Below are 24,727 nucleotides of genomic sequence, written 5' to 3'. Positions count from 1 at the left end.
GCCGCCGTGAACATTCGCCTTTCTACGGGGCGTCGCTCTTTTCGACCAGGAATACGATGCGCGCCTCGTTGCGCTCGGTGATCTCGACCTTGTCGCCGGTCTCGCGAATCAGATTCGGAATGTCAATCACCGACAAGGGATCGGTGCAGTGCACTTCGAGTTGATCGCCAGGCTGCAACGGCTTTAGCGCCTTGCGCGTCTTCAGAGCAGGTAACGGGCATTTCAGCCCGGTGAGATCGAGCGTCGTTCGGGTCATGGGCGCAACATGGCGGGATGAGGCGATGGCGTCAACGCAGCCGCATCAGAGCAGATCGGCGTAGGGTAGGAAACCTACGCTGTGCCCCGGCTCGACATTCGTGATGTCCTCGCCGAGTTCGACCAAGCCGTCGGTCTCGATCAGCGACGACAACAGCCCAGCGCCTTCCCGCGGGAACTTGATGACCTCGAGCATGCCATCCTCTCCGCGCCGCAAGGAGACGCGAACATATTCGCGCCGGCCCGCCTTCTTCTTGTAGGTGAACGCGGCGCGCACAGGGATCGGCGTCAGCGGCTCCGGCAGGCTGCCGGCGAGCGCCAGCACCGTCGGCCGCACCACATGGACGAAGGTGACGAAGCTCGCAACGGGATTGCCGGGCAATCCGATCAGTGGCGTGCCGTCGATGATGCCCATTGCGACCGGCCGGCCGGGCTTGATCGCCATCCGCCACAGCACCAGCGAGCCGATGCTCTCGACCGCCGCCTTGACGTGATCCTCTTCGCCGGTCGAAACGCCACCGGTGGTAAGGATAAGGTCGTGGCTACCTGCGACCTGCTTCAGGCCGTTCGCAAGCGACGTCCGTTCGTCGCGCAAGATGCCGAGATCGCTGACCTCGCAGCCGAGCCGGCGCAGCATCGCCATCAGCATGAAGCGGTTGGAATCGAACAGTTGCGAGGCCGCGCGCGGCTCGCCGGGCGAGGCCAGCTCGTCACCGGTCGAGAACACCGCGACGCGGATGCGCCTGACGACGTCGAGGCTGGTCAGGCCGAAGGCGGCGGCGAGGGCAACGTGCTGCGGCCGCAAGCGCTGGCCGGCGCGCAGCGCGACGTACCCTTCGGGAATGTCCTCGCCCGCAGGGCGGACATTGGCACCCGGCTTCAGCCCGGGCGGCAGCACCACTTTGCCGGACTTATCGATGCGGACATCTTCCTGCATGAAGACCGTCTCGGCATCCGGCGGCATCGGCGCGCCCGTGAAGATGCGCGCGGTGTGGCCGGGCTTGATCGGCGCCTGCGCAAGGCCGCCGGCCTGGATGCGGCCGTCGAGCGGCAACGCCTGCTCCGTGCCTTGCGGAAGATCCGCGCTGCGGACGGCGTAACCATCGACGGCGGAGTTGGTGAAGGGCGGCAGCGGCAAAGGTGCCGCGATATCGTGCGCCAGCACGCGCCCATCCGCTTCGACGAGCGCCACGGTTTCGAGATCGGCGATCGCATTGACGCGCGTGGTGATCAGGCCAACGGCCTCGTCCACCGACATCATCGGGCCGCCGAAGGCAAAGCAATCGTCCGATAGTTGCGCCATGGTGCCTCGTCAGCGCATCGCGGCGCTTTTCGCCACCGCTTCCTCAACCGGCATCGCCGCGCGCAGCAACAATGCCGCCGCGGCCGGAATATCGTCGAGATGGACAGTCGGCAGCCGGGTGTCAACCGCGACGTCGGCGACAATACCGGCAATGCCGGGATCGTCTGGAAACAGCAGTGGCTTGCCATTGGCGCCGCGAAACACCTCGATCTTGCGATGTGGCTCGCGCTTGAAGCCCTCGACCACGACCAGATCGACCGCGGACAGCTTGCCCAAGAGTTCCGGCAGCCGCGGCTCCGCCGCGCCGCGCAATTCGTGCATCAAGGCCCAGCGGTTGGACGAAGCAACCAACACCTCGGCCGCGCCGGCCTCGCGATGGCGCCAGGAATCCTTGCCGGGCACGTCGACGTCGAACTGGTGATGCGCGTGCTTGATCACGGAAACGCGCAGGCCCTGCGCGTTGAAATGCGGGATCAGCCGCGTCAACAGCGTGGTCTTGCCCGCCCCACTCCAGCCTGCAAGGCCGATGACTTTCATAACCTTTCGATCTCCGCCAACGGCTCGCCAGCCGATGGAACTTCCGGCCTCTCCCCGCCATGCTTATATCGGCTTGACCCGAATGTCATGCTAACGTCGCAACCATGATGAAGATCGACAAGACCCCGGTGCCCCTGATCGTCCCTGACACGGACGACCCGCGCCTGACCCAAAGCGTGACCGGGACCGACCAGACCGGCGCCAGGGTCGAGATCAAGGTGCCGATGGAGCGGCCGCTGACGCTCTACCTGAATTCGCAGGAGATCGTCACCATGATGACGATCGGCGACTATCCGGAATATCTGGCGCTCGGCTACCTGCTGAACCAGAACATGCTGAAATATAATGATGCGGTCACCGAGGTCGAATACGACGACGACCTCCAGGTGGTCGTGGTGCGCACCTCACACCACACCAATTTCGAGGCCAAGCTGAAGAAGCGCACCCAGACCTCGGGCTGCGCACAGGGCACCGCCTTCGGCGACCTGTTAGAGGCGGTCGAGAGCGTCGCACTCCCCAAGGCGGAGCTGTGCACCTCCTGGCTCTACCAGATGACCCAGACCATCAACACCATGCCCTCGCTGTACCTCGAGGCCGGCGCGATCCATGGCTGCGTGCTGTGCAAGGAGGGCACCCCGCTCTGCTACACCGAGGATGTCGGCCGCCACAACGCGGTCGACAAGATCGCAGGCTGGATGTACCGCCACGGCGTCGAGCCTGGCGACAAGATCCTCTACACCACGGGACGCCTCACCTCGGAGATGGTGATCAAGACTGTGCGCATGGGCATTCCGATCCTGGTGTCGCGCTCCGGCTTCACCGCCTGGGGCGTCGATCTCGCAAGGCAGGTCGGGCTGACGCTGATCGGCCGCACCCGCGGCAAGCGCTTCATCGCACTCGCGGGCGAGGACCGCATCGTCTACGACCAGAACCTCGCTTACGTCGAGGAGGAATCGGCGAAGCACAAGCGCAAGGGTGAAGGTGGTGACGACTAGTTTTCCGGCCACGAGCATTCCGCCGACTCTTGGCGTGCTGCTCGCCGGCGGTCTCGCCCGCCGCATGGGCGGCGGCGACAAGCCAATGCGCAGCATCGGCGGCCGCACCATCCTGGAGCGCGTGATCGCGCGTCTTTCACCTCAGTGTAGCGGGCTCATCCTCAATGCCAACGGCGATCCCGCGCGCTTCGCCGCGTTCGGTTTGCAGGTGGTCGCCGACGACGTGCCCGGCTTTCCCGGTCCGCTCGCCGGCATTCTCGCGGCGCTCGACTGGACCGCGGCAAACCGGCCGGAGATCGAGTGGGTGCTCAGCGCCGCCGGCGACTGCCCGTTCCTGCCACGCGATCTGGTCGCGCGACTGCATGAGGCGCGGGCGCGCGAAAACGCGCAGCTCGCGGTCGCCGCATCGGGCGATCAGTCGCATCCGGTGATCGGCCTTTGGCGCGTGGACCTGCGTGAGGAGCTCCGCCACGCACTCGTCGTCGAAGATCTCCGCAAGATCGACCGCTGGACCGCGCGCTATCCGCTGGCGACGGTGACATGGCCGACCGAGCCGCTCGACCCGTTCTTCAATGCCAATACCGTCAAGGACATCGCCGAGGCCGAGCGGTTGGCGGCGCTGGATGACGCCTCGTAAGGCGGTGTGCTCCGGTTAGGTTGGATCATTGAGAAGCGCCGCTTCGTCAATCTACGCGGGCCGGAACCCCGCCCGCTCCAGCGCAGCGCGTGCCTCATTCGAGCCGAGTGCGTCGAGAAAGGCTTGCACTGCCGGCCGCGCTTTGCGCGCCGTCACCAGCGCGAAGTCATAATGCTCCTCCGCAAGCGGAATGAAACCGAGGCCGACGGCATGGGCGACCGGCGCAATGGTCATGCCCCAGTCGGCGCGGTGCTGCGCCACCGCCGCGGCCACCGCGTTGTGCGAGCGCGGCTGGTTCCAATAACCTTCCGGACGCGCCCCGCCGAGCAGCCGATCGATCAGGATGCGCGTGCCGGCGCCCTGGTTGCGGTTGACCATGATGCAGGCGGGGTCAGCGAGCGCAGCCGCGACGGCGGCCTTTGCACTGAGGCCTTCGAAACGCTTGTCGCCCTTGCGGAAGACGATGCCCTGCATCCGCCGCCAGCCCGGAACGAGCTCAAGCCCGTCGACGAGATAGGGCGTGTTGTAGGTCTCGCTTTTGTCGTCGAACAGATGGATCGGCGCGAGATCGCACTCGCCGCGCTTCGCCGCGGCGAGCCCGCCGAGGCTGCCGACCGCGATCGAGCGCACGGTGAGGCCGGCATGTGCGAGCTGTGCCGTGACGAGATCGAGGCCGGTGCAATGGCTGCCGACGATGACGAGATCGGGCACGCGCACATGCGGCGTGAACAGCGTCACCTCGGCTTCGGTCCCGGCCGGCATCTGATCGGCGAGCGCGTCAATGCGCAGAAAGCCGTCAGCCTGCGCGAATGACGTGATCGCGCCAGACCCCTTGCCGGAGGGATAGGCGATCAGGCCGCCCCGACCTTCAACCAGCGAGACCATGACGAATTCGGTGCGGCCGAGCTCGGAGGCGATGCGCACCGGCACGGTCGCGTTGACCTTGGCCTCGGAGCGCGGCGGCAGCCCGGCCATCCTGCGCAGCACCGGCACGATCAAGTCATGGAAGGTGAACATCGCCGAGGTCGGAAAGCCCGGCAGGATCACCACCGGCTTGCCGTCGCAGACTGCAAGGCACAGCGGCTTGCCGGGCTTCAGCGCAACGCCATGCGCGATGATGCCGGGTTGGCCGAGCCGGCCGATGATACGATGGGATAGGTCGCCCGCGCCTTTCGACGTGCCGCCCGACAGCACCAGCATGTCGGCATCCGCCAGCGCGCGGCGCATGGCGGCTTCGAGCTTGGCTTCATCGTCGGGAATGGCGCCAAGAAAGATCGCCTTGCCGCCATTCTCGTCGATCGCAGCAGCGACGATCGCACCGTTGGTGTCGTAGATCTCGGCGGGCGCGAGCAGCTCTCCGGGCTGCACCAGTTCGTCGCCGGTGGAGACGACGGCCACAATCGGCTTGCGCGCGACATTCACCTCGGCGATGCCGCAAGCGGCCAGCATGCCGATCTCGCGCGAGCCGATGATCGTCCCCGCACGCAGCAGCGCTTCGCCGCGCGCGATGTCGGATCCGGCATAGGAGACGAATTGCCCAGGAGACGTGGCGCGACGAACCTCGATCGCATCCGACCCGGCCGGCTGCGTGTGCTCGACCATGACGACAGCGTCGGCCCCGCGCGGCAGCGGACCGCCGGTGGCGATCGCCGTTGCGGATCCAGGCGCCACTTGCAGCGTCGGGGCTGTGCCGCAGTGGATGGTTTCAGCGTTCAGCGCGAGACGAACGGGTGCACCTTCCCCCGCCGCCACGACATCGGCTGAACGAACCGCAAAGCCGTCGACATTGGAGCGGTCGAACGGCGGAACGTCGATCGGTGCCGTGACGTCTTCGGCGAGCGCCGCACCGAGTGCATCGGCGAGTTTGCACACTGCACTCGGAATCGGACGCGGGAACAGCGCCGCCTCGAAACGTGCCAGCGCTTCCTCCCGCGACAGGATCTTGAGGAACTGCTCCTGTTCGAGCGGGCTGCGCTCTTGCGATCGCGGAATCATCGTCATGCCGGAACCCATATCATTCCCGCATCAGATAAGCACCGACCGGCGTGCCCGCCGCAAATCCCTCGTGGCTGGCGGGGACGAGCAGCCATGCATCGGCACGGGCGATGGCCTGGAGCGACCATTCGCCCACGGCAAGCGGCATCCACGCATGATGTTCCTCGGCCAAGAGGACGATTTCGGCGATGCCGACGCCGGATGCGATCTTGCGTGCGAGCGGCAAGCTCACCTGTCGGCGTGGCCGGCGCGCCGACAGGTGGCCGATGAGCGGCAGCACGAGCGCGAGCCAGGCCGCGAGCGCATGATCGGGCGAGCCGGGCAAGGCGACAACGGGAATCCGCCCGAGCCGGCCGACGGCGGCGGTGCGTCCAGGCTGCAGCGCAAGGCCATGGGCAAGCACCTCGCCCCGCCGGGCCAGCGCCGTGACGGCTGCATCCCGGCGGCCGACGCCACTGCCGCCCATGGTCAGCAGCAGATCGCTGGATGACGCATCGAGCGCCTCGGCAATCGATGCTTCGTCGCGCGCGCTGGCGTCAAACGTCCTCACATCCAGTCCCGCTGCGCGCGCGATCTCGGCGATCATCCGCGCCGTCGTCGTTGCACCCGGCACATTGACGACGCGCAGCCGCGGCCGCCGCACGAAAAGCTTTGCCAAGCCCGCAACGCGCGCGATCAGCAGATCAGCCGGACCGATGGGATATCCCTCGGCGCCGGCGGGCGTGCGCACGGCGACGTCGCTTCCGGCGCGCCGGACGCCCTGCCCCGGCACGGCCTCTGCCAGCACCTGGGCCAGCGGACCTGATACCTCGACCGCGCCGGCATCGAGCACGCAGTCGCATCCCTCTGGCATTACGTCACCGGCATCGACCCACGCAGGAGCCATCGCCAGCGGCAGCGGCGCGTACGCGGACGCACCGACGAGATCATTGGCCGAGAGCGCCCAGCCGTCTGCGGCGGCAATGTCGCGCGGGGGATAGGCGGCAAGCAGCGGAGTGCCCACCGCAATGCAACCGATCGCTTCCGCCAGCGGCAACTCCACCGGCGCAACAGCATCGACGCCTCGCAGCAACGCGGCGAGCGCAGTGTCGAGCGGCGTGAGCGAGGACGGCAGGCGTTGGGTCATGCGCCATGATGGACCATGCATCGCCCGGTTTGGCAACCGCCAGCGCCGCGGACGTCAGCCGCCCGATCTGTCCGAATTGGGGAAGAACAGCTGCTGCCCGTCGACCTTGTAGCCGGCGATCACCGTCTGCCCCTCCGGCGAGGTCAGCCAATCGATGAAGATCTGCGCGAGGTCCTTCTTCACGTTCGGAAACTTCTCGGGGTTCACCAGCATCACGCCGTACTGATTGAGCAGCCGCCTGTCGCCTTCGACGACGATGTCGAGATCGCCGCGATCCCTGAACGAGATCCAGCTGCCGCGGTCCGACAGCACATAGGCGTTCGCCGCGCGCGCGGCGTCGAGGGCTCTCGTCATGCCCGCCCCGGCCTCGCGATACCAGGCGCCCTTGGCGCTCGCGATGTCGATGCCGGCGACGATCCAGAGCGCGAGCTCCGCGGCATGGGTGCCCGAGCGGTCACCGCGCGTCACGAATGGCGCCCCCTTGGCCTCGATCGCCTTCAGCGCGGTCGCGATGTCCTTGCCCTTCACCGCGGCGGGATCGCTCTTCGGCCCGATCAGCACATAGTCGTTGTACATCACGTCGAGGCGCTTCACGCCGAAACCATCGACGACGAATTTCTCTTCCTGCGGTCGCGCATGCATCAGCACGACGTCGACCTCGCCCCTTCGCGCCCCGTCGAGCACTTCATCGGCGCGCCGCGCGATCACCGTCACGTCGATGCCGGTCTTCGCGCGGAAGATCGGCAGCAGATAATCGAGCAGGCCGGACTCCTGGGTCGCTGTCGTCGTGGCGAGGACGATGCCACGCTCCTCCGCGGCTGACGCCGCAACGCCCGCGGCAAGGCCGCAAAGAAGCGCGAATGCAACGGCGAGGCGGCGGACGGCCATGATAAGGGTTCCCATTAGCTGTGACGGGATCATGATGATGATCGATTGCGCCGCACTCGTGACGCCATCTGCTCCTCGCGCTGCCCACTCGGGAAATTTCGGCAAAGCGCGAGCGCTTTCGGATCGTTCACCAAAGCAGAAATCGCGCGCGCGGATGTGTTGCAAAGCAGCGAGATGATCGGGCATGGTTCCCGCCGATACGAATTGAAATGCAGAATTCCACCTGCGTCGAACATCAAAAAGAAGCAAGAATTTGCATAGGAATGCAGGATGGAATTCCTGACGACCAGCGAAGCCGCCGACTATCTTCGGCTCGGCGAACGCAAGCTTTACGAACTCGTCACCACCGGTGCGATCCCCTGCACCAAGGTGACCGGGAAGTGGCTCTTCCCGCGGCACGAGCTCGATCTCTGGGTGCTGTCGGGACTGGCGCGCCCGGCCGGCATGCTGATCGCGGAGCCGCCGCCGGTCGTGGGCGGCGGCCAGGACGAGCTCTTGGCTTGGAGCCTGCGCGAATCCGGCTCTGGGCTGGGATCGATGAGCGAGGGCAGCGCGCGCGGACTCGAGCGCTTGCAGCGCAACGAGGTGATGGCTGCGGCGGTGCACTTCCATGCCTTGGACGCCTCCGACAATCTCGCCAGCGATGCCAGTGTCGAGGCGCTGCGGGCAGCTCCCGATCTGCACGACGCGGTGCTGGTCGCGTTCGTGCGCCGCGAGCAGGGTCTCGTGCTGCCGCACGGCAATCCCAAGCAGCTGCACGGCCTGTCCGACGTGCTCGCACGCGGCGCCAGGATGGCGATGCGACCACAGGGCACGGGCGCGCAGATGCTGCTCGACGGGCTGCTCAAGCGCGCGGGCGCCTCGACGCGGGATTTGCGCCGCATTGAGACGCCAGCTCTGACCGGCCCGGACCTCGTCGAGATCGTCCGCGCCGGCCAGGCCGATTGCGGGATCGCAACGCGCGCGGCGGCGCGCTCGGCCGCCCTCGATTTCGTGCCGCTGGTCTGGGAAAACTTTGACCTCGCGATGCGGCAGCGCAGCTATTTCCGCCCTGCCATGCAGTCCGTGCTCCGGCTGCTCGGCGAAAGGCGGCTGCACCAGCGCGCCGAGGAGCTGACCGGCTACGACCCCTCGCCGGCGGGACAGATCCGCTTCGCGGCCTGACATTGACGCCCGCCCCCAAATAGTTGCAAAAGAAACCAATTCAGCCGGGCATACCCGGGCAACACCGGCCAACGAGCCGGATCAGGGGAGGAGAGGCATGAATCCAAACAGATTTGGACTGCCGGTCGCGGCCGCCTTGGCGGCGCTGCTGCCGGGTGTGGCGTCGGCGCAGGTGTCGGACAACGTCGTCAAGATCGGCGTGCTCACCGACATGAACGGCCCGGCCTCGGCGCCGACCGGCCAGGGCTCGGTGACGGCGGCGCAGATGGCGATCGACGATTTCGGCGGCACCGTGCTCGGCAAGCCGATCAGCGTCGTGATCGGCGACCACCAGCTCAAGGCCGATGTCGGCGGCGCGATCGCGCGGCGGTGGTACGACGTCGACCAGGTCGATCTGATCGTCGACGTGCCGGTCTCCGCGGTCGGGCTCGCGGTGCAGAACATCGCCAACGAGAAGAAGCGGCTGTTCATCACGCACTCCACCGGCACCGCGGATTTCCACGGCAAATTCTGCTCTCCTTACGCGATCCAATGGGTGTTCGACACCCGCGCGCTCGCGGTCGGCACGGCGGATGCGGTGGTCAAGCGCGGCGGCGACAGCTGGTTCTTCATCACCGACGACTACGCCTTCGGCCATTCGCTGGAGCGCGACGCCTCCGCCGTCGTCACCGCCAATGGCGGCAAGGTGCTGGGCTCGGTGCGGCCGCCGCTGGCAACGCCGGATCTCTCCTCCTTCGTGCTGCAGGCGCAGGCCTCCAAGGCCAAGATCATCGGCATTGCAGCCGGCCCCCCCAACAACATGAACGAGATCAAGACCGGCTCGGAGTTCGGCGTGTTCAAGGGCGGCCAGCAGATGGCGGCGCTGCTGGCGCTGATCACCGACATCCACGGCCTCGGCCTGCAGGCAGCCCAAGGCCTGCTCCTGACCACGTCGTTCTATTGGGACATGGACGACAAGACCCGCGAATGGTCGAAGCGCTATTTCGCCAAGATGAACAAGATGCCGTCGATGTGGCAGGCCGGCGTCTATTCCAGCGTGATGCACTATCTCAACGCCATCAAGGAGACCGGCACCGACGATCCGCTTAAAGTGGCCGCCAAGATGCGCGAGAAGCCGATCGAGGATTTCTTCGCCCGCAACGGCAGACTGCGCGAGGACAATCTGATGGTGCACGACCTCTGGCTGGTTCAGGTGAAGACGCCGGAGGAGAGCAAATATCCGTGGGACTATTACAAGATCCTCACGACGATCTCCGGCGACAAGGCGTTCGGGCCGCCGGACCCGGCATGTGCGCTGGTGAAGAAGTGACGGTGGAGCCGTGCTGACGGTGCACCCTCTCCCCTTGTGGGAGAGGGTGGCTGCGCGAAGCGCGGCCGGGTGAGGGGTTTCTCTCCGCTAGAACCAGCTCTCATTGGATGCGCGGAGAGACTCGCTATTTCACCACGCCGATCTCGCGAAAATACTTCATCACGCCCGGATGGATCAGCTCCACCTTTGGCGCTGCCGCGACCGTGTTCGCGGCCGTCGTCTCGCAGGCCTGCGCGAGCTTCTTGCAGAACATCACTTCTGCGCCGTGCAGCGTCTTTGCCAGGCGATAGGCGACGTCAGCCGGCAAATCCTCGCGCGTCAGGACAAAACTCCACGATCCCAGCGAAGCGATCGGCTCCGTCTGCTTCGGATAGCTATTGGCCGGCACGGTGAGCGGCTTCAGGAACGCATGCTTGGCGCGGATGCGCGTGATCTCTTCTGCGCTGGGCGCGATGAAGCGTGCGCCTGACGCACTCGATGCGACTGCGGCAAAGCCGGGCCAGCCGATGCCGGCGCCCCACAGCGCGGCGACGCGACCATCCTCGACCATCGCGGGGCCATCGCCGGCGCGATCGAGATAGACCGCCTTGAAATCCTCGTCCTGCTTGAGGCCGAGTCCATCGAGCACGTAGCGCGCCAGGATCGGCAGGCCCGAGCCTTTGGCGCCGAACGCGACGGGCTGACCGACCAGATCGCGAATGGTTTTGTAGGGGCTGTCCGCCCGCACCACGAACATGCCGGGGTTGGAATAGATCGCGGTGAGAATCTTCAGCCGCACAGGCGCACGGCCGACACCGGCAAAGGCTTCATAGGCCGGCTCGCCTGCGACCAACGCGAGATCGAGCTCGCCTTTCTCCAGTAGCGGGATGTTCTCGTTGCTGCCCTTGGTGTTGCGCGGGATGATGCTGGTTTGCGGATCGGCCGCGTTCATCACCTCCGCGAAGGCGTTGCCGTAGAGCGGAAAGCCGCCGCCGGGCGTCGCAGTGCCGAGGCTGAGTGTCGTGGTCGGAATGGCGTTGCCTCCGGTTTGAGCAGCGGCGGAGCTGGCGAGCAGCGCCGCGGCGAGCAGAATAGTCGCGAATCTCATGGTCATTTCCGCCGAGCCTGCGTCAACACCGACTTGCGACGATGTAGGCAGCAGCCCGATTTTGTGAAAGCATGCCCCCAACGACAATAGAACAATGGGAGGCGTCATGTTGCGAATTTTGCGTCACGGTGTTTTTGGGCTCGCAGTCTTTTTAGGTCTTTTCAACGCCACACTTCCCGCCTCCGCCGCCTATCCCGACCGCCCCGTGCACTGGCTGATCGGCTTTTCCGCCGGCGGCCCGGTCGACATCGTGGCAAGGATCATGGCGCAGTGGCTGTCGGACCGTCTCGGCCAGCAATTCATCGTCGAGAACCGCACCGGCTCCGGCGGCAACATCGCGGCCGCCGCCGCGATCAACTCGCCGCCGGACGGCTACACGCTGCTGTTCGTCGCGCCCAACAACGCGATCTCGACCTCGCTCTACAAGAAGCTGCCGTTCGACTTCCTGCGCGATACCGTGCCGGTCGCGAGCATCATGCAGCTCACCAACATGCTGGTCGTCTCCAACGCGTTCCCGGCCAAGACGGTTCAGGAGTTCATCGACTACTGCAAGGCCAATCCCGGAAAAGTCTCCTTTGCCTCCTCCGGCAACGGCACCTCGGTGCACATGTCGGCCGAGCTGTTCAAGGTGATGACCAAATGCGACATGGTGCACGTGCCCTATCGCGGCTCGGCCATCGCCTTCCCCGACATCATCTCCAACAAGGTGCAGCTGATCTTCGACAACCTGCCCTCCGCCATGGAGCAGGCGAAGGGCGGCAATGTCCGCGCGATTGGGGTGACCTCGCCGCAGCGCTGGCCCAGCGTGCCCGACGTGCCCGCGATCGCCGAGACCGTGCCGGGCTTCGAGTCCGTCGGCTTCTACGGCATCTCCGCGCCGAAGGGCACGCCGCCCGAGGTGATCGAGGTCCTCAACAAGGCCGTCGGCGAAGCCCTGAAGGACCCGAAGCTGGTCGCCCGCCTCGCGGAGACCGGCGGCATCGCCAAGCCGATGACCCCGGCCGAGTTCGGCAAGCTGGTGGCGGACGAGACCGAGAAGTGGCGCAAGGTGGTCGAGTTCGCCGGGGTTTCGGTGGACTAGGCGGCGCCCCGCCGCGGGGGTGCGTCGCGTGCCGGCAAGACGTTTGAGGGGACCGACAGGCCCTCTCAACAAAAAGTGCGAAAACAACCCCATGCACAGTAGAAGACGTGAGCAATCACAGCGGGTTAAGGAAACGCAAGAGCAGGAACCGGCCGGATGACCGCATGGCCATTGACTCGTCGGGCAAAACACTGGCAAAATGCGATTATTCCGAATCCAGCAATCATCCGACGAGCAGTGCTTGCCGCGCAGCCCCGGCTTTCCGTTGACCAGAGCCGGCATTGCACCCCCGCCTCAGGCCCTGTAAACGAACCGCGCACCGTTGCCGGCCGCGCGAAGCGGCCGCCTCGCGGCGGGGCCTGTAGCTCAATGGTTAGAGCCGGCCGCTCATAACGGTCTGGTTGCAGGTTCGAGTCCTGCCGGGCCCACCAGCCTTCGCTCGCTTCGCGAGCTACGGCTCGGCAAGCCAGCTCAGGCGGCTATGGCGCGAAGTGTGCGAAGGCTGCCACGCCGGAGCCCGAAGGGCGAAGGCGGGCGCTGCCATGAAAGACTTCGGAACAGCCCATAACGCGCGGCAGGCTGAGATCGTTTGCAACTAGGGGTTTCGATGGCCAAGCCTACGAAAAGGAAAGCGCCGCGCTCAGCGGCCAAGCTGAGCACGCTCGACGACCTTCTCAAGGAAGACGGCAAGCTCGAAGAATTTCAAGCCGTAGCCATCAACGTCTTCAGTCCCACGCGGCTCGTAGGCTCTTTGGACGATACGTACGCGACGACTTGTGCATAACTGACCTGTTCCGCTTCCGGCGCGGATCATCGCGGGCATAGCCCGCTTGGCTAGCATCGTCGTCCCCTGTCAAATATACTACTTTTTTGCCCAGCACAGTAACGGCCGCATTTGCATTGCATTGTCGAATACGGTGACATGCACTCAAATGACCCTCGTCAATTTCACGGATTCGGAGGCTCACGATTTAAGTGCGTCACCGTAATGCGAGGGGGCGGGGGAAGTTCCGGCGTCGGTCCCTCGGATTTTTCTGCATTTGTCGGTGGCCTCATTAAGGTGCTGCACATTGAGTCCAACTAAGGGGACAGCCTAATGTCGGAGATCGACCCGCATACGCTGGAAGGCCATCTCTCGAAGCTGGTAGAGGACTGCGAATCCTTGACGATTGTGTTCGGCGTGCAGAATGCATGCACCATGTACCCGCCCTACATCGTGGGGAGCGATTTCATCGCTGGGAGCGATCATACGGACCACGCAAAAGCTAGGCCTCTCATGGCGCCGTTCAACAGCATCCAACAGATCATCTGTCACCCGACGAAGAGCTAGATGATCAAGCCCCGCACATGGCAGGGGGTTTTACGTCACTACACGTATTGCCCCGCAGCAGCTCGACGCGCCGTGATGGGCGCCCCGGATTTGAGGATTTGGAAACGCCGCCTGCGGCATGGCGAGAGGAGCGCGATTTGACGGCGCGGAAGCTATTACGCTGACAGTGGATTCAATTGACCCGCCTCGACACGCATCATCGCGGGCATGGCCCGCTTGGCTCGCATCGTCGCCCCCTTTGTCAACCGCACCACTTCGCCTAGCGCGGGACCAGCCGCACTCGTTGCCAATTGAGTGCAGTGTCATCGTAATCTCAGAAACAACCTGGACGAAACGCTGCAGACGCGGTCGAAAGCAAACGAGAACACAGCAAACTCAACGAAGGCGACCGTTATCCCGTCGCTCATAACGGTCTGGTTGCAGGTTCGAGTCCTGCCGGGCCCACCAGCCTTCGCTCGCTTCGCGAGCTTCGGCTAGGCAAGCCAGAGCCAGACATCAGAAGCGAAGCGGGTGAAGACTGCCACGCCGAAGCCCAAAGGGCGAAGGCGGGTTCGTGCTTGCAACTGCAGGGACCTGTTCGATAAATTTGGGACCATGACCTCCTTTGCTCAGGCCCTCGATAAACAGGCTCGTACGCTACGGTGGCTGCCCCTTGTTGCCGCCATTGCCGCGGTCACGACTGCGGCTCCACTCGCGTGGGATGGTAAGAACTTTAGTACGTTTCTGCTTCTCATCTCACTCTACCTGCCAGCGGTAGCATTAGTCTGCATCGGACTCTGCATCTGGGCAATACTCGAGAGGAAATCGCCCCGAGCGCGTTCGATAGTCGTCTCGCTCGTGGTGATGCTCACGTTGATCGTCGGAACATTCTGGGCACTGCCGGCAGCGAAGGATGAACTTCGGTTTCTAGCTTGGTCTTTCACGCACAACGACGCACTGGAAGGGTTCGCAGACAGGGACTCGGTTATGCTGGATTGGGAAAGCTGGGGGTTAGCAGGCATGGAAAACGACGCTTACCTCGTCTCGAACCCGAGTGACAACCTCACGCAAAACGGCGGAGCTTCGGAGTGGCTCCGCCACGTCGGATCAAGTTGCGAAATCGTTGCTTCGAAACGGATGCGTCGTGGAATCTATATCGTCACGACTTACAACTGTCCGCTGCGATAAGGAACGTACGGCCGTAGAGCGGAGAGCATCGGTCGGTCATGGGGATGCTTCTGTTCTTGAGTCAAGCTTGCGCTTCCTCGTCCGCCACAGCATTTATCGTGCAAGTGGTTCAGTCCCCAGGCTCCAACGAGAGATAGGGCCCTTGTCGAACACAGCGACTTTGTCCGAGTTTAAATCCAGCCTTTCGGAGAGCCTATCTTCGTCGTACGATGGCTCCCCCCCGAAAAGTCGGGTGAACGCGAGACGGCGCGAATTCCTCCGGGCGCAACGGCGGCCTGTTCGTCTCCCACTGGTGCTGAGGCGAGGGATGGACCGCAAGTCGGCCAGATGTTCCTCCAGCGCACGCGTCGTCTCTTTAAATTAAAAGTCAGTCATGGTGAACGACCCAATTGCCTAGTCCAGGCGCGGACGATGTCCGATCGACGATCATTAGTGTCCGACATGGATTCATACCGCAGCGTCAGCTACGTCGGCGGTCTGGTCGTGATTGGAGTGATCTATTTCGCCTCGGCAAAGGGTGGCCTTGCCCTCGCCTCCATTCATCCCAGCGCAACGCCGATTTGGCCGCCGACAGGCGTCGCGCTGGCGGCGGTGCTGTTGCGGGGATATCGAACTTGGCCCGCAATTTTTGCGGCGGCGCTGATCGCCAATGCGACGACGGCAGGCTCCGTTGCCACTGCAACTGCGATTGCAACCGGTAACTCTCTTGAAGCGATCGCCGGCGCGTATCTCATTAATCAGTGGTCAGGCGGGTGTGAAACGTTCTCAACGCCAAATTCCGTCGCAAAGTTTACCCTGATCTGCGTCGTGATCGCGACGCCGATCAGCGCCAGCATCGGACTGACCAGCCTGGCACTCTTCGGGTACATCGAGCCGGAGAATTTCGCGGACGCGTGGATCACCTGGTGGCTGGGCGACGTGACCGGCGCACTGGTCATTGCCCCGGTGATCGTGCTGTGGGCATCAAACCACCATCATGCCTTCAACCGGCACGATTTTGCGGAGACGGCAGCGGTCCTCGCAACAGCGGCGGCTGTTGGCCTCATTGCCTTCAGCCCCCTGATCGAACAGACGCCCGGCCGAGATCCACTCGGCTTTCTGGCGATCCTGCCCATGTTATGGGCGGCGCTGCGTCGCGGTCCACGCGATACCGCAACGGTTGCCCTCGTGCTCGCGGGCATCACGATTTGGGGAACGCACACGGGCGGCGGCCCCTTCGCGACGCCAGATCCCAATGCGTCGTTCCTGCTCGTGTTGATGTTCTTGAACAGCATTACCGTTCCAAGCTTGCTGCTGAGCGCGGATGTCGAGGTCCGCAAGAGCGCTGAAGGAAGCCTGCGCCGCGCGCACGTCGAACTCGAGCAGAAGGTCGCAGAGCGTACGCAGGAACTGGAGCTCGCCAACGCAGCGAAATCGCGCTTTCTCGCCATGGCAAGCCATGATTTGCGGCAACCCTTACATGCGTTGGGGTTGTTCGTCGCCCAGCTGCGCACGCCGCTCAACCCGGATGAAAGGACAAAGACGATCGAACGGATCGACGCAACCCGCAAGGAAATGGATGAAATGTTCAATTCGCTCCTGGACATGTCCAGGCTGGATGCCGGGATACTTACGCCCAAAATGACCGAGTTCCCGATCGGGCGCCTGTTGCAAAAAATCGAGACGGCGTTTGACCAGGCGACGCAAAAAAAGGGTCTGCGGCTACGCGTCAGGCCAAGTGATGCCTGGGTGCGAAGCGACGCGATGCTGCTCGAACGCATCATGCTGAATCTTGTATCAAATGCGGTGCGCTATACGTTGCAGGGCGGTATCCTGGTCGGATGTCGTCGTCGCGGTGAAATGTTGCGTATCGAAGTATGCGATACCGGTCCTGGCATTCCCGACGATCAAAAGCACAATATCTTTGGCGAGTTTTTTCAAGTTCCCACCTCAGAACAGAACCGGTCCGGCGGACTGGGGCTCGGCCTCGCCATCGTCGACAAGCTTCGCGTGCTTCTCAACCATCAAATCGACCTGGCTTCGACTGTGGGCCGAGGTTCGCGATTTGCGATTCTGGTTCCGAAAGTCGATCAATGCGTCAGGTCCGCGGCGCCCGCCGACTTACCCCACCCCGGCGCCTTCGCGGTCGACGGCAAGGCAATTCTCGTTATTGCCGATACTCCGATCGTGCAGGAGGGAACGGGCGAATTGCTCAGCAAATGGGGATACTCGGTTCTTGCCGCCGGATCCGACGAAGCTGCACTAGTCCGACTTGCCGAGCGCGAACAGTGCCCAGATCTCATAATCTCGGACTATCATCTCGCAAGCGGGAAGACCGGAATCCGGGCAATTGAACAAATCAATGCGGCGTTTGGCGCGTCAATTCCCGCCATTCTCATCAGCGGCGATACTGGAGCTGAACCTCTGCGGGACGCTAGGGACAGAGGTTACATTTTGCTGCACAAGCCCGTCGACCCGATGCGGCTCCGCGCTGTCATGCATGAGCTCCTTAGGAATCATGATGGTGGAGGCACCGGGGCAGTTTCATGATTCAGATTTCGGCGGCCATTCCCAGCCCATTTTTCCGACCTTTATGACGGCCTCAGTGCGTGTCGCTACGCCGAGCGCCTTGAGAACGACCGTGATGTGATTCTTCACTGTCGGCACTGCCATATTGAGCGTCCTGGCAATGACCTTGTTGCTTTTTCCCTTCATCAGCAGCGCAAGTACGTCGATCTGACGATCGGTCAATCCGCGCCCCTTGAGCGAGTCGCGAGCCAATGGTTTATCTGCAAGCCGCGGACCCGCCGTTTCCTCCAGAATCTCCGAGGGAATGTAAACTCCGCCGGAGAACACCAACTCAATAGCGTTGAGCATCACGTCACGTTCCGTGGTTTTCGGGATGAAACCCAGCGCGCCAAGTTTGAAAGCGCGCCTGACCGTGTCCTGATCATCGGTGGACGAGAGAATGATGATAGCAATCGTCGCATAGCGATGGCGCAGTTCGCAAAGGACAGAGAAGCCGTCGCGGTCAGGCAAATTGATATCGAGCAAAATGAGGCTGATATCGGGATTCTCCTCGACGATGTGCATGGCCTCTCGACTGCTCGACGCTTCGAATATCACGGCCTCTCGCTTCAATTGCTTCAGGACGCCGTGCAACGCCTCGCGGATCAATGTGTGATCGTCAACGACAAGAACCTTCATAAAAATGCTCTCCGTTCTCTGAGCGCCCGGAGATCAATGAAAAATCATACACCCACCTTCGAAACCGTCCACCTTCTATCTCTGGTCCAGTGGTTCCGCCGTCAGGCACTCAGAGTAGGAGCCGAGCGCTGCTGTGTGCAATGGTTGCAATCGGCACTCAAATAGATACCGCGGCCCGGACGGTACCTTGGTCATAGGACCTAGGCACCTCTCTGTACCGACCTGCGGCCGATTTACACACTGCGCCACTTGAACGATGATGTCGACAGTCCGCCTCTCCACCAGCGTTTTACTCGGCGCGGCCATATGATCATTGTCGCAATTGCTGTCGTGGCCTGGTCGATGTGAAGCAACCCTGAACTGCGGCGCTGTCACGACCCGCAGCGCCGTGTTTTTTCAAATTCGATCCGTCTCGATCGTTCCTCTTTAAGCGTGCGCGCACGCTGGACGAGGCAAGCCAATGCATGACCGAACCGCCACCTTGAAGCCATCCGCGGATGCGGCGCCGGAGCTGAAAGCCAACGGCGGCCGCGACCTGCGCATTGACGCCTGCCGCGGCATCGCGCTCTGGTGCATCTTTCTTGATCATGTCCCCAATAACATTGGAAGTTGGCTGACGCTGCGAAACTACGGCTTCAGCGATGCCGCGGAAGTGTTCATGTTCGTATCGGGCGTCACCTGCGCACTGGCCTACGGAAAGGTATGGAGGTGCGAGGGATGGACCAGCGTGATCCGCCGGACGCTGCGGCGAAGCCGGGACATTTATGTCGCATTTCTGCTGCTCACGCTCGCCTGCGCCCTCCTGGTCCACATCGCTGGCGTGGAACGCCTTGCTGACGAGAGCAATACGCGCATTCTGCTGGACCAGCCGGGCGCGACGCTCGCGCATGCGGCGATTCTGCAGTACCGCCCGGTCAATACCGACGTGTTGCCGATCTTCGTGCTTCTCCACCTCCTGTTCGCGCCGTTGCTGTGGTTGCTGCTCCGACTGCCGAACGTGACACTTGGCGCCTCGCTGGCGCTTTATACGCTGGTGCATATGTTCGGCTGGTCCTTGCCGGCGTGGCCGAGCGGCCACTGGGCTTTCAATCCACTGGCCTGGCAGCTGCTGGTGGTGCTTGGCGCGTGGATGATAATCGAGGGCGAAAGAGTGCGCCCCTGGCTAACGTCACGCATCGCGCTTGCGCCTGCCGTTCTCTATCTGGTCTTCAGCCTCGTCATCGCATTGAGCTGGAGAATCAAGCCGCTGGAAGTGTTGATCCCGCAGGGGCTGACGAAGTTGGCTTATCCGATGGATAAATCGAATCTCGATCCGTTACGTCTATTGCATTTCCTGGCTCTTGCAGTTGTAGCGGTATGGTTCGTGCCGCCCAATCGCCAAGCATTGACGACTGCGGTGATGCGCGGCGCCATCCTCTGTGGCAGGCACTCGTTGCCAATCTTCTGCCTCGGCGTTCTGCTTACGCTCGTCAGCCTCCTGGCGCTGCTCGACATATCTGCAGGGCTTGTGATGCAGATCACGCTCAGCGTTGGTGGCGTCCTAACGATGATCGTGGCGGCGACGCTGCTGAACTTGATCAAGATCAAACCCAGGCCGCAGCCGATCATTGCACTGCCGATGGGTGTGCGCGCCCCGCAGGACGCCTGGGGCACCGTTGGCTGGCGCACCCTGGAGGCGTTTCGCCGAGGACTGCGCGAGTTCGGGTGGGCCGGCGGCCAGAAGCGCCTCATCGATGGCCGGTTCGCGGAGCGGCAATCCCACCAGGGGCCTCGCCTCGCAGGCGAATTGGCGCGGCTCAAGGCGGATGCCATCGCGGCCTCGTCATGCCCACCAAGTCAGTCCCCTTCCGTATCCGTCTGACCTGACTTCTATCACTCGAGCGGAATGTCTGTGGCCTCCGCGACGGGCTCGGCGAAAAGGCCAGCATGATCGTCGCGGAGTCGAGGCGGACGCCCGGATCAGATCTTGGGGATCTTCGCACGCTCAACCACGCCCGACCACTTCGCGATTTCGGACTGGATCAGCTTCTGCATCTCGTCGGGAGAGCTGCCACGGACTTCGCCTCCGACAGCCGTTTCCAGCCGCTGCTTGATCTCGGGATTCTTGAGGATGTCGAGTGTCGCTGAGTTGAGTGCGGCGACGACGGCAGGCGGGGTTCCCTTGGGAGCGAGAAGGCCCGCCCAGGTCCGCACGTCATATCCCTTGACGCCGGCTTCTTCGACCGTTGGAACATCCGGCAACAGCGCGGTCCGCGTCGGCGAAGTGACTGCCAAGCCCCGAATGGCCCCACTCTGGATTTGCGGAGCAAGCAGGACGGGCGTGCCGACGATCACGGGCACTTCTCCGCCCAGAAGCGCGGTGACCGATTGGGAATCCCCGCGATAGGGTACATGTACCATGTCGATGCCGGCCATCGCGTCGAGCAGCTCTCCCGCAAGATGATGCGTGCTGCCGAAACCGACCGAGCCGAAGCTGAGCGCGCCGGGCTTCTGCTTTGCCGCCGCGATCAATTCGCCGAGCGATTTGGCCGGGTAGTCGTTACGCACCGCAATGACCAGCGCGTAGTAGACCAGCGTCGAGATCATGTCGAAACTCTCGGCCGGCTGGTAGCTCAGACTCTTGTAGGTCGCGGCCGATATGGCGTGGGCGCCCGTGACGAGTCCGATCGTGTAGCCGTCGGGCTCGGCCTTGGCGATCGCGTCCGCCGCAATGTTGCCGCCGGCGCCGGGCTTGGCCTCGACGACGATCGGCTGCCCGAGCTTCTTGGACAGCCCGTCGGCGATGATGCGTGACAGCGTATCGGCCGCACCGCCGGCGGCAAAGCCGTGAATCAAGCGTATCGGGCGCGACGGATAGTTGTCCGCCGACTGGGCCGGGCCGGCCGCCACAAAGCTGCCAAGCAGAAATCCGGTCGCAGCAAGTCGCTTCATCCATCGCATGGATGCATCCTCCCTTTGACTGTTGATTATGCTCTAGCGGGCGAACTCGACGCATTCCGGTGATGGCGGCAGACCCCAGACGTCGCGCGGCAGTCCGACCCAGACTTTCGGGTGCTGCGGACGATCGCGATGCCAGGGACGCGGATCGAAATAGCCGAGCTCCTCATCGATCATGCGGTCGAGATCGTGGAACAGCTCGACCAGATGACCATCGGGATTGCGGTGATAGACGGCTGTGTTGTGGCCGGGACCGTGACGGACCGGTCCCCAAAGGATGGGGAGCTTGTGGCGGGCGAGATGATCGCAGGCCTGCTGCATGTGGGAAGGGCCGCGCAGTTCGAATGCAAGATGATGCAGGCTGCGCACGGGAGCACGGGCGAAGTTCAGCGTGTGATGTTCGTAGCCGCTGCGCATGAAGACGAAGCGGTCCTCGACCCAGTCGGAGACTCGGAAACCCATGACGTTCGCATAGAACTCCGAGGCCGCAAGCGGATCGGGCGTGCGAAGCGCGACATGGCCGAGCTTGGTGACGGCGAGCGCACCGATCCGCTCCTGCGCCGGCGTCGGCGTCCAGCCCTGGATCAATTCGAACTGCGTTCCCTCGGGATCGATGAACGACAGCAGCCTGGAGACGCCGGGCAGAGGATCACTCCGCAGTTCGGGACGCAAATCCGCGCGTTTCAGGGCGGCGCTCAGCGACTCGATCTCGACATTCGGAGAAATCTCGAAAGCGATGCTCTTCAGCGCCGCCTCGCCGGGCTCGATCACGAGCGAAAGCTGCTCGGAATCGCTGGCGAGAAAAATGCGATGTCCATCGCGACCGACCAGGCCGAGGCCAATCACTTCGCGGTAATAGTCGAGCAGTCGCTCGCAATCCGGCGAGGCGAAAGTGGCGTGTCTCAGCCGTGTGAATCGAGCAATGGGCGCTTGGATCGTCATTGTGTTGGTTCACTCTCTCATGGCGTCATGATGATCTTGCCGAGCGCGGAGCCCTGCTCGAGCAGTGTGTGAGCTTGCCTGACCTGGTCGAGCTTCAGTGTCGCCGAGATCGCCGGCTTGATCGCGTTGCGGCTCAGGGCCTCGATCACATTGCGCATCAGGGCACGACGCCCTTCGCGATCATGGTCATAGATGTGGAAGGAGAAGCAACGCACGGCCGGGCAGATGTCGAGATGATTGCGCATCGCCGCCATTAGATTCTCTTCCGGCAACCCGGCGAAGGCGTTGTATGACAGTAGCGTGCCCCATTTGCCGAGCGCGCCAAGATAGGAGGTGAACTCGGGTCCGCAGACGTGGTCGAGAACGAGGCCGACGCCGTCGCCATTGCTCAGCTCGCGGGCCCGTGCCACGACATCTTCGCTACGGTAGAAGATGACGTGGTCGGCACCGTTGCTTCGCGCAAAGGCGGCCTTCTCCTCGGTGGAGACCGTGCCGATCACGGTCATCTGTGCCAGCTTGGCCAGCTGCACCAGCGCAGTACCGACGCCGCCGGCCGCGCCGATCACCAGCACACTTTTTGGCGCGCGCGGATGCCGGCACTCGTGCAGCAGCGCGTAGGCGACCTGGTAGTTCGACAGGCACACCGCTGCTTGCAGATCGACATTGTCGGGAAGTGCATGAACGGCGTCTGCCGGTGCGACGACGTATTCGGCGTAACAGCCACCGCGCTGCGACAGGTCACGCGCGCTCAGCAGGACCTTCTGGCCGACCTGCAAGCCTTCAACGCCGGACCCGAGCGCGGCAATACGACCAGCAACATCATTGCCGGGATTGGCCGGCAGCGGCGGCATCCATTTGTAGACACCGCGGCGGATCAGCACGTCGGGTTGCCCGACCCCGAACGCCTCGGCACGGATTTGAACCTGTCCGGCACCGGGCGCTGGCACCGGCGCCTCGACCAGTTCGAGTGCATCCGGCCCGCCCGGCTGTCGTACCAGAACCGCTCTCATGAGTGCATTCCCCCTCCTCGGATCTTGATTTTCGAAAATACTAGCGGTTACGAAAATTATTGCAAGATGGTCCTTGGCGCGGCATCTTGGGCCATCCATTCATGGGCAGGACCATGCCTGACAGCGCCATTCGCCCCCGCAAGGAATTCGGCAAGACGATCGCTGCCGATATCACCCATCGGCTGCGCGAGGAGATCGTGACCTGCGGTCTGGCGCCGGGCGCGCCGCTGCGCTTCGACGTGTTGCGCGAGCGCTTCGGCGCGAGCTTCACCACTTTGCGCGAGGCGCTGACCGCCCTTGCCGCCGAGGGCCTGGTCGACGCGCAGGAGCAGCGTGGCTTTCGCGCGGCGCCGGTCAGCCGCCAGGATCTGGTGGAGGTCACCGACGCCCGGGTGCTGATCGAGGTGGAATTGATCCGCCGCGCGATCGAACGAGGCGACGACGACTGGGAAATTGCCGTCATCTCGACACTGCACAGGCTGAAGCGCATCGAGCAGCGCGATCCCGAGCATCCGCTGCGCGATCCCGAATGGAAGATCGCGCACCGGCAATTCCATCAGGCGCTGGTCTCCGCCTGCGGCTCTGCGACCCTGCTGGCGATCCGCGCCGAGCTGTTCGATCGCGCCGAGCGTTACCGGCATCTGTCGGCCAATTTCCGGCCGCGCCCGCGCGACAAGGCCGGCGAGCACCAGGCGATCATGCAGGCGGCCATATCGCGCAATGCCGATCTCGCCGTGCAACTGATCGAGACCCATATCCGCACCACCGCGGACAATGTCGCGAAATACGCCGGGCACCTGCTCGACGCCGAATAGATGGCGCGGCTTTTTCAGGCGCGGTGGGCTTGCGTCTCGCATAATTTTCGAAAATACTAGAGATCATCGAAAAATGCCAACTCGCGGGTCGTAATCATGAAGCTGCTGTCGTTCTTGGATGGAAATCGGGAAAGCTGGGGCGCCGTTGTCGAAAACGGGGTCGTGGATCTGGGCCGCGCCCTGCCTCAGTATCCGACGCTGGCGGACTTCATCGGCAGCGGCGACTACGCGCGACGCGATGCCATCGTCGCCCAGCACAAGCCGACGATGGCGCTGAGCGCCATCAAATATCTGCCCGTCATTCCGCGCCCGGAGAAGATCGTCTGCGCCGTGCGCAACTATCTCGACCACCACAATGAAGCGGTCGCCTTCGGCATGAAGCGCGAGATCACGGAATTCCCGCCGATCTTCCTGCGGGTCTGGCGCTCCCAGGTCGGCCACAACGCACCTGTGATCCGGCCGAAGGTCTCCGACAATTTCGACTGGGAGGGCGAGCTCGCCGTCGTCATCGGCAAGGGCGGCCGTCACATCAGCCAGGCCGACGCCTGGAATCATGTCGCCGGCTACTCGATCTACAACGATGTCAGCGTGCGCGACTGGCAGCGTCATGCGCAGCAGATCGCCTCGGGCAAGAACTTCGTCGGCACGGGTCCGTTCGGACCGTGGCTGGTCACGCCGGACGAGATCGGCGATCCCACCAAGCTGAAGCTCGAGACGCGCGTCAACGGCGCGACGGTGCAGTCCTCGGACACTTCGATGCTGATCTTCTCGATCCCGCGGCTGATCGAATATTGCTCGACCATTTTCGACCTCGTCCCCGGCGACGTGATCGCCACCGGCACGCCGGCCGGCGTCGGCTTCACCCGCAAGCCGCCGATCTTCCTCAAGCCCGGCGACGTGGTCGAGGTCGAGATCGAGAACATCGGCGTGCTCAGTAATCCGGTCGTGGACGAGGCATAGGTT

23 protein-coding genes and 1 tRNA gene are annotated in these 24,727 nt (G+C 63.5%); 13 read left to right on the top strand and 11 right to left on the bottom strand.

The window, feature by feature from the left end; translation table 11 throughout:
- Nucleotides 1-22: 22 nt before the first annotated feature.
- Genes BLV07_RS10980 through mobB form a run of 3 tightly spaced genes read right to left on the bottom strand, consistent with a single transcriptional unit; the run spans nucleotide 23 to nucleotide 2,095 of the window.
- Nucleotides 23-256: a sulfurtransferase TusA family protein gene (locus tag BLV07_RS10980; protein ID WP_028142272.1), complete on the bottom strand. Its 234-nt coding sequence runs from the start codon at nucleotides 254-256 to the stop codon at nucleotides 23-25.
- A gap of 45 nt (nucleotides 257-301) precedes the next feature.
- Nucleotides 302-1,558 (bottom strand): molybdopterin molybdotransferase MoeA, encoded by a 1,257-nt coding sequence (locus BLV07_RS10975; RefSeq protein WP_091884259.1) that lies wholly within the window; start codon nucleotides 1,556-1,558, stop codon nucleotides 302-304.
- 9 nt (nucleotides 1,559-1,567) lie between these two features.
- Nucleotides 1,568-2,095, bottom strand: coding sequence for a molybdopterin-guanine dinucleotide biosynthesis protein B (gene mobB / locus BLV07_RS10970; protein WP_091884256.1), 528 nt, complete (start codon nucleotides 2,093-2,095; stop codon nucleotides 1,568-1,570).
- Nucleotides 2,096-2,199: 104 nt separating this feature from the next.
- Here mobB and BLV07_RS10965 point away from each other — a divergent pair, with 104 nt between their 5' ends.
- Together BLV07_RS10965 and mobA are read left to right on the top strand one after the other, a co-directional pair.
- Nucleotides 2,200-3,090 (top strand): formate dehydrogenase accessory sulfurtransferase FdhD, encoded by an 891-nt coding sequence (locus tag BLV07_RS10965; protein WP_091884251.1) that lies wholly within the window; start codon nucleotides 2,200-2,202, stop codon nucleotides 3,088-3,090.
- The gene (gene mobA, locus BLV07_RS10960) at nucleotides 3,077-3,727 is read left to right on the top strand and encodes a molybdenum cofactor guanylyltransferase MobA (RefSeq protein ID WP_091884693.1); all 651 of its coding nucleotides are present in this window, start codon (nucleotides 3,077-3,079) and stop codon (nucleotides 3,725-3,727) included. The genes BLV07_RS10965 and mobA overlap by 14 nt, the downstream gene beginning before the upstream one ends.
- A gap of 51 nt (nucleotides 3,728-3,778) precedes the next feature.
- Here the strand turns inward: mobA and BLV07_RS10955 are convergent, their stop codons facing one another.
- The 3 genes from BLV07_RS10955 to BLV07_RS10945 are packed head-to-tail and all read right to left on the bottom strand — an operon-like array spanning nucleotide 3,779 to nucleotide 7,736.
- On the bottom strand, nucleotides 3,779-5,728 hold the full coding sequence (locus BLV07_RS10955) for a molybdopterin biosynthesis protein (protein ID WP_244551054.1): 1,950 nt from the start codon (nucleotides 5,726-5,728) through the stop codon (nucleotides 3,779-3,781).
- 13 nt (nucleotides 5,729-5,741) lie between these two features.
- On the bottom strand, nucleotides 5,742-6,848 hold the full coding sequence (locus tag BLV07_RS10950) for a molybdopterin-binding protein (protein WP_091884242.1): 1,107 nt from the start codon (nucleotides 6,846-6,848) through the stop codon (nucleotides 5,742-5,744).
- Between the two features lie 54 nt (nucleotides 6,849-6,902).
- A complete protein-coding gene (locus BLV07_RS10945) occupies nucleotides 6,903-7,736 on the bottom strand; it encodes an ABC transporter substrate-binding protein (RefSeq protein WP_091884239.1) in 834 nt (277 codons plus the stop codon).
- A gap of 270 nt (nucleotides 7,737-8,006) precedes the next feature.
- On the opposite strand from BLV07_RS10945, the gene BLV07_RS10940 reads away from it, so the two are divergent.
- A complete protein-coding gene (locus BLV07_RS10940) occupies nucleotides 8,007-8,900 on the top strand; it encodes a substrate-binding domain-containing protein (protein ID WP_091884234.1) in 894 nt (297 codons plus the stop codon).
- Between the two features lie 97 nt (nucleotides 8,901-8,997).
- Complete coding sequence (locus BLV07_RS10935) at nucleotides 8,998-10,209, top strand: ABC transporter substrate-binding protein (RefSeq protein WP_091884229.1); 1,212 nt, start codon at nucleotides 8,998-9,000, stop codon at nucleotides 10,207-10,209.
- Nucleotides 10,210-10,333: 124 nt separating this feature from the next.
- Here BLV07_RS10935 and BLV07_RS10930 read toward each other — a convergent pair whose 3' ends face one another.
- Nucleotides 10,334-11,296, bottom strand: a complete 963-nt coding sequence (locus BLV07_RS10930) for a TAXI family TRAP transporter solute-binding subunit (protein WP_091884688.1) — start codon at nucleotides 11,294-11,296, stop codon at nucleotides 10,334-10,336.
- A gap of 106 nt (nucleotides 11,297-11,402) precedes the next feature.
- Here BLV07_RS10930 and BLV07_RS10925 point away from each other — a divergent pair, with 106 nt between their 5' ends.
- The 6 genes from BLV07_RS10925 to BLV07_RS10905 all read left to right on the top strand — a co-directional run bounded on the left by BLV07_RS10925 (nucleotide 11,403) and on the right by BLV07_RS10905 (nucleotide 17,403).
- Nucleotides 11,403-12,377 (top strand): Bug family tripartite tricarboxylate transporter substrate binding protein, encoded by a 975-nt coding sequence (locus BLV07_RS10925; RefSeq protein ID WP_091884683.1) that lies wholly within the window; start codon nucleotides 11,403-11,405, stop codon nucleotides 12,375-12,377.
- Nucleotides 12,378-12,732: 355 nt separating this feature from the next.
- A tRNA-Ile gene (locus BLV07_RS10920) sits at nucleotides 12,733-12,808 on the top strand.
- 176 nt (nucleotides 12,809-12,984) lie between these two features.
- Nucleotides 12,985-13,161 carry a hypothetical protein gene (locus BLV07_RS47455; protein ID WP_176945471.1) on the top strand — a complete coding sequence of 59 codons (177 nt, stop codon included), beginning with the start codon at nucleotides 12,985-12,987 and terminating at the stop codon, nucleotides 13,159-13,161.
- A 312-nt stretch (nucleotides 13,162-13,473) separates the two neighbouring features.
- A complete protein-coding gene (locus BLV07_RS10915; protein WP_091884224.1) occupies nucleotides 13,474-13,707 on the top strand; it encodes a hypothetical protein in 234 nt (77 codons plus the stop codon).
- A gap of 594 nt (nucleotides 13,708-14,301) precedes the next feature.
- Nucleotides 14,302-14,874: a hypothetical protein gene (locus BLV07_RS10910; RefSeq protein WP_091884219.1), complete on the top strand. Its 573-nt coding sequence runs from the start codon at nucleotides 14,302-14,304 to the stop codon at nucleotides 14,872-14,874.
- Nucleotides 14,875-15,285: 411 nt separating this feature from the next.
- Entirely contained in the window at nucleotides 15,286-17,403 is a 2,118-nt protein-coding gene (locus tag BLV07_RS10905; protein WP_244551053.1) for an MASE1 domain-containing protein, read from the top strand.
- Here BLV07_RS10905 and BLV07_RS10900 read toward each other — a convergent pair.
- Entirely contained in the window at nucleotides 17,398-18,060 is a 663-nt protein-coding gene (locus BLV07_RS10900; RefSeq protein WP_091884211.1) for a response regulator, read from the bottom strand. The two genes, BLV07_RS10905 and BLV07_RS10900, sit on opposite strands and share 6 nt — an antisense overlap.
- A 460-nt stretch (nucleotides 18,061-18,520) precedes the next feature.
- Between BLV07_RS10900 and BLV07_RS10895 the strand changes: the two genes are divergently transcribed.
- Nucleotides 18,521-19,921 carry an OpgC domain-containing protein gene (locus tag BLV07_RS10895; protein WP_091884206.1) on the top strand — a complete coding sequence of 467 codons (1,401 nt, stop codon included), beginning with the start codon at nucleotides 18,521-18,523 and terminating at the stop codon, nucleotides 19,919-19,921.
- 98 nt (nucleotides 19,922-20,019) lie between these two features.
- Here BLV07_RS10895 and BLV07_RS10890 read toward each other — a convergent pair whose 3' ends face one another.
- Genes BLV07_RS10890 through BLV07_RS10880 form a run of 3 tightly spaced genes read right to left on the bottom strand, consistent with a single transcriptional unit; the run spans nucleotide 20,020 to nucleotide 22,949 of the window.
- A complete protein-coding gene (locus tag BLV07_RS10890) occupies nucleotides 20,020-21,000 on the bottom strand; it encodes a Bug family tripartite tricarboxylate transporter substrate binding protein (protein WP_091884202.1) in 981 nt (326 codons plus the stop codon).
- Nucleotides 21,001-21,033: 33 nt separating this feature from the next.
- A complete protein-coding gene (locus BLV07_RS10885; protein WP_091884198.1) occupies nucleotides 21,034-21,939 on the bottom strand; it encodes a VOC family protein in 906 nt (301 codons plus the stop codon).
- A 17-nt stretch (nucleotides 21,940-21,956) separates the two neighbouring features.
- Complete coding sequence (locus tag BLV07_RS10880) at nucleotides 21,957-22,949, bottom strand: zinc-dependent alcohol dehydrogenase family protein (protein ID WP_091884194.1); 993 nt, start codon at nucleotides 22,947-22,949, stop codon at nucleotides 21,957-21,959.
- A 113-nt stretch (nucleotides 22,950-23,062) separates the two neighbouring features.
- On the opposite strand from BLV07_RS10880, the gene BLV07_RS10875 reads away from it, so the two are divergent.
- Nucleotides 23,063-23,764, top strand: coding sequence for an FCD domain-containing protein (locus BLV07_RS10875; protein ID WP_091884678.1), 702 nt, complete (start codon nucleotides 23,063-23,065; stop codon nucleotides 23,762-23,764).
- 96 nt (nucleotides 23,765-23,860) lie between these two features.
- The gene (locus BLV07_RS10870; protein ID WP_091884190.1) at nucleotides 23,861-24,724 is read left to right on the top strand and encodes a fumarylacetoacetate hydrolase family protein; all 864 of its coding nucleotides are present in this window, start codon (nucleotides 23,861-23,863) and stop codon (nucleotides 24,722-24,724) included.
- The last annotated feature ends 3 nt before the right edge of the window (nucleotides 24,725-24,727 follow it).

Source organism: Bradyrhizobium sp. Rc2d (assembly GCF_900099855.1).
In the GTDB taxonomy this organism is placed as follows: domain Bacteria; phylum Pseudomonadota; class Alphaproteobacteria; order Rhizobiales; family Xanthobacteraceae; genus Bradyrhizobium.
Note: the sequence above shows the minus strand (reverse complement) of the source record. Positions and strands in the feature narration are given on the sequence as shown.

Excerpts from the sequence above, each read along its gene's own strand:
- BLV07_RS10980 (WP_028142272.1), bottom strand. The coding sequence starts at position 256 with ATGACCCGAACGACGCTCGATCTCACCGGGCTGAAATGCCCGTTACCT.
- BLV07_RS10975 (WP_091884259.1), bottom strand. The coding sequence starts at position 1,558 with ATGGCGCAACTATCGGACGATTGCTTTGCCTTCGGCGGCCCGATGATG.
- mobB (WP_091884256.1), bottom strand. The coding sequence starts at position 2,095 with ATGAAAGTCATCGGCCTTGCAGGCTGGAGTGGGGCGGGCAAGACCACG.
- BLV07_RS10965 (WP_091884251.1), top strand. The coding sequence starts at position 2,200 with ATGATGAAGATCGACAAGACCCCGGTGCCCCTGATCGTCCCTGACACG.
- BLV07_RS10955 (WP_244551054.1), bottom strand. The coding sequence starts at position 5,728 with ATGACGATGATTCCGCGATCGCAAGAGCGCAGCCCGCTCGAACAGGAG.
- BLV07_RS10950 (WP_091884242.1), bottom strand. The coding sequence starts at position 6,848 with ATGACCCAACGCCTGCCGTCCTCGCTCACGCCGCTCGACACTGCGCTC.
- BLV07_RS10945 (WP_091884239.1), bottom strand. The coding sequence starts at position 7,736 with ATGGCCGTCCGCCGCCTCGCCGTTGCATTCGCGCTTCTTTGCGGCCTT.
- BLV07_RS10940 (WP_091884234.1), top strand. The coding sequence starts at position 8,007 with ATGGAATTCCTGACGACCAGCGAAGCCGCCGACTATCTTCGGCTCGGC.
- BLV07_RS10935 (WP_091884229.1), top strand. The coding sequence starts at position 8,998 with ATGAATCCAAACAGATTTGGACTGCCGGTCGCGGCCGCCTTGGCGGCG.
- BLV07_RS10930 (WP_091884688.1), bottom strand. The coding sequence starts at position 11,296 with ATGAGATTCGCGACTATTCTGCTCGCCGCGGCGCTGCTCGCCAGCTCC.
- BLV07_RS10925 (WP_091884683.1), top strand. The coding sequence starts at position 11,403 with ATGTTGCGAATTTTGCGTCACGGTGTTTTTGGGCTCGCAGTCTTTTTA.
- BLV07_RS47455 (WP_176945471.1), top strand. The coding sequence starts at position 12,985 with ATGGCCAAGCCTACGAAAAGGAAAGCGCCGCGCTCAGCGGCCAAGCTG.
- BLV07_RS10915 (WP_091884224.1), top strand. The coding sequence starts at position 13,474 with ATGTCGGAGATCGACCCGCATACGCTGGAAGGCCATCTCTCGAAGCTG.
- BLV07_RS10910 (WP_091884219.1), top strand. The coding sequence starts at position 14,302 with ATGACCTCCTTTGCTCAGGCCCTCGATAAACAGGCTCGTACGCTACGG.
- BLV07_RS10905 (WP_244551053.1), top strand. The coding sequence starts at position 15,286 with ATGTCCGATCGACGATCATTAGTGTCCGACATGGATTCATACCGCAGC.
- BLV07_RS10900 (WP_091884211.1), bottom strand. The coding sequence starts at position 18,060 with ATGAAGGTTCTTGTCGTTGACGATCACACATTGATCCGCGAGGCGTTG.
- BLV07_RS10895 (WP_091884206.1), top strand. The coding sequence starts at position 18,521 with ATGCATGACCGAACCGCCACCTTGAAGCCATCCGCGGATGCGGCGCCG.
- BLV07_RS10890 (WP_091884202.1), bottom strand. The coding sequence starts at position 21,000 with ATGCGATGGATGAAGCGACTTGCTGCGACCGGATTTCTGCTTGGCAGC.
- BLV07_RS10885 (WP_091884198.1), bottom strand. The coding sequence starts at position 21,939 with ATGACGATCCAAGCGCCCATTGCTCGATTCACACGGCTGAGACACGCC.
- BLV07_RS10880 (WP_091884194.1), bottom strand. The coding sequence starts at position 22,949 with ATGAGAGCGGTTCTGGTACGACAGCCGGGCGGGCCGGATGCACTCGAA.
- BLV07_RS10875 (WP_091884678.1), top strand. The coding sequence starts at position 23,063 with ATGCCTGACAGCGCCATTCGCCCCCGCAAGGAATTCGGCAAGACGATC.
- BLV07_RS10870 (WP_091884190.1), top strand. The coding sequence starts at position 23,861 with ATGAAGCTGCTGTCGTTCTTGGATGGAAATCGGGAAAGCTGGGGCGCC.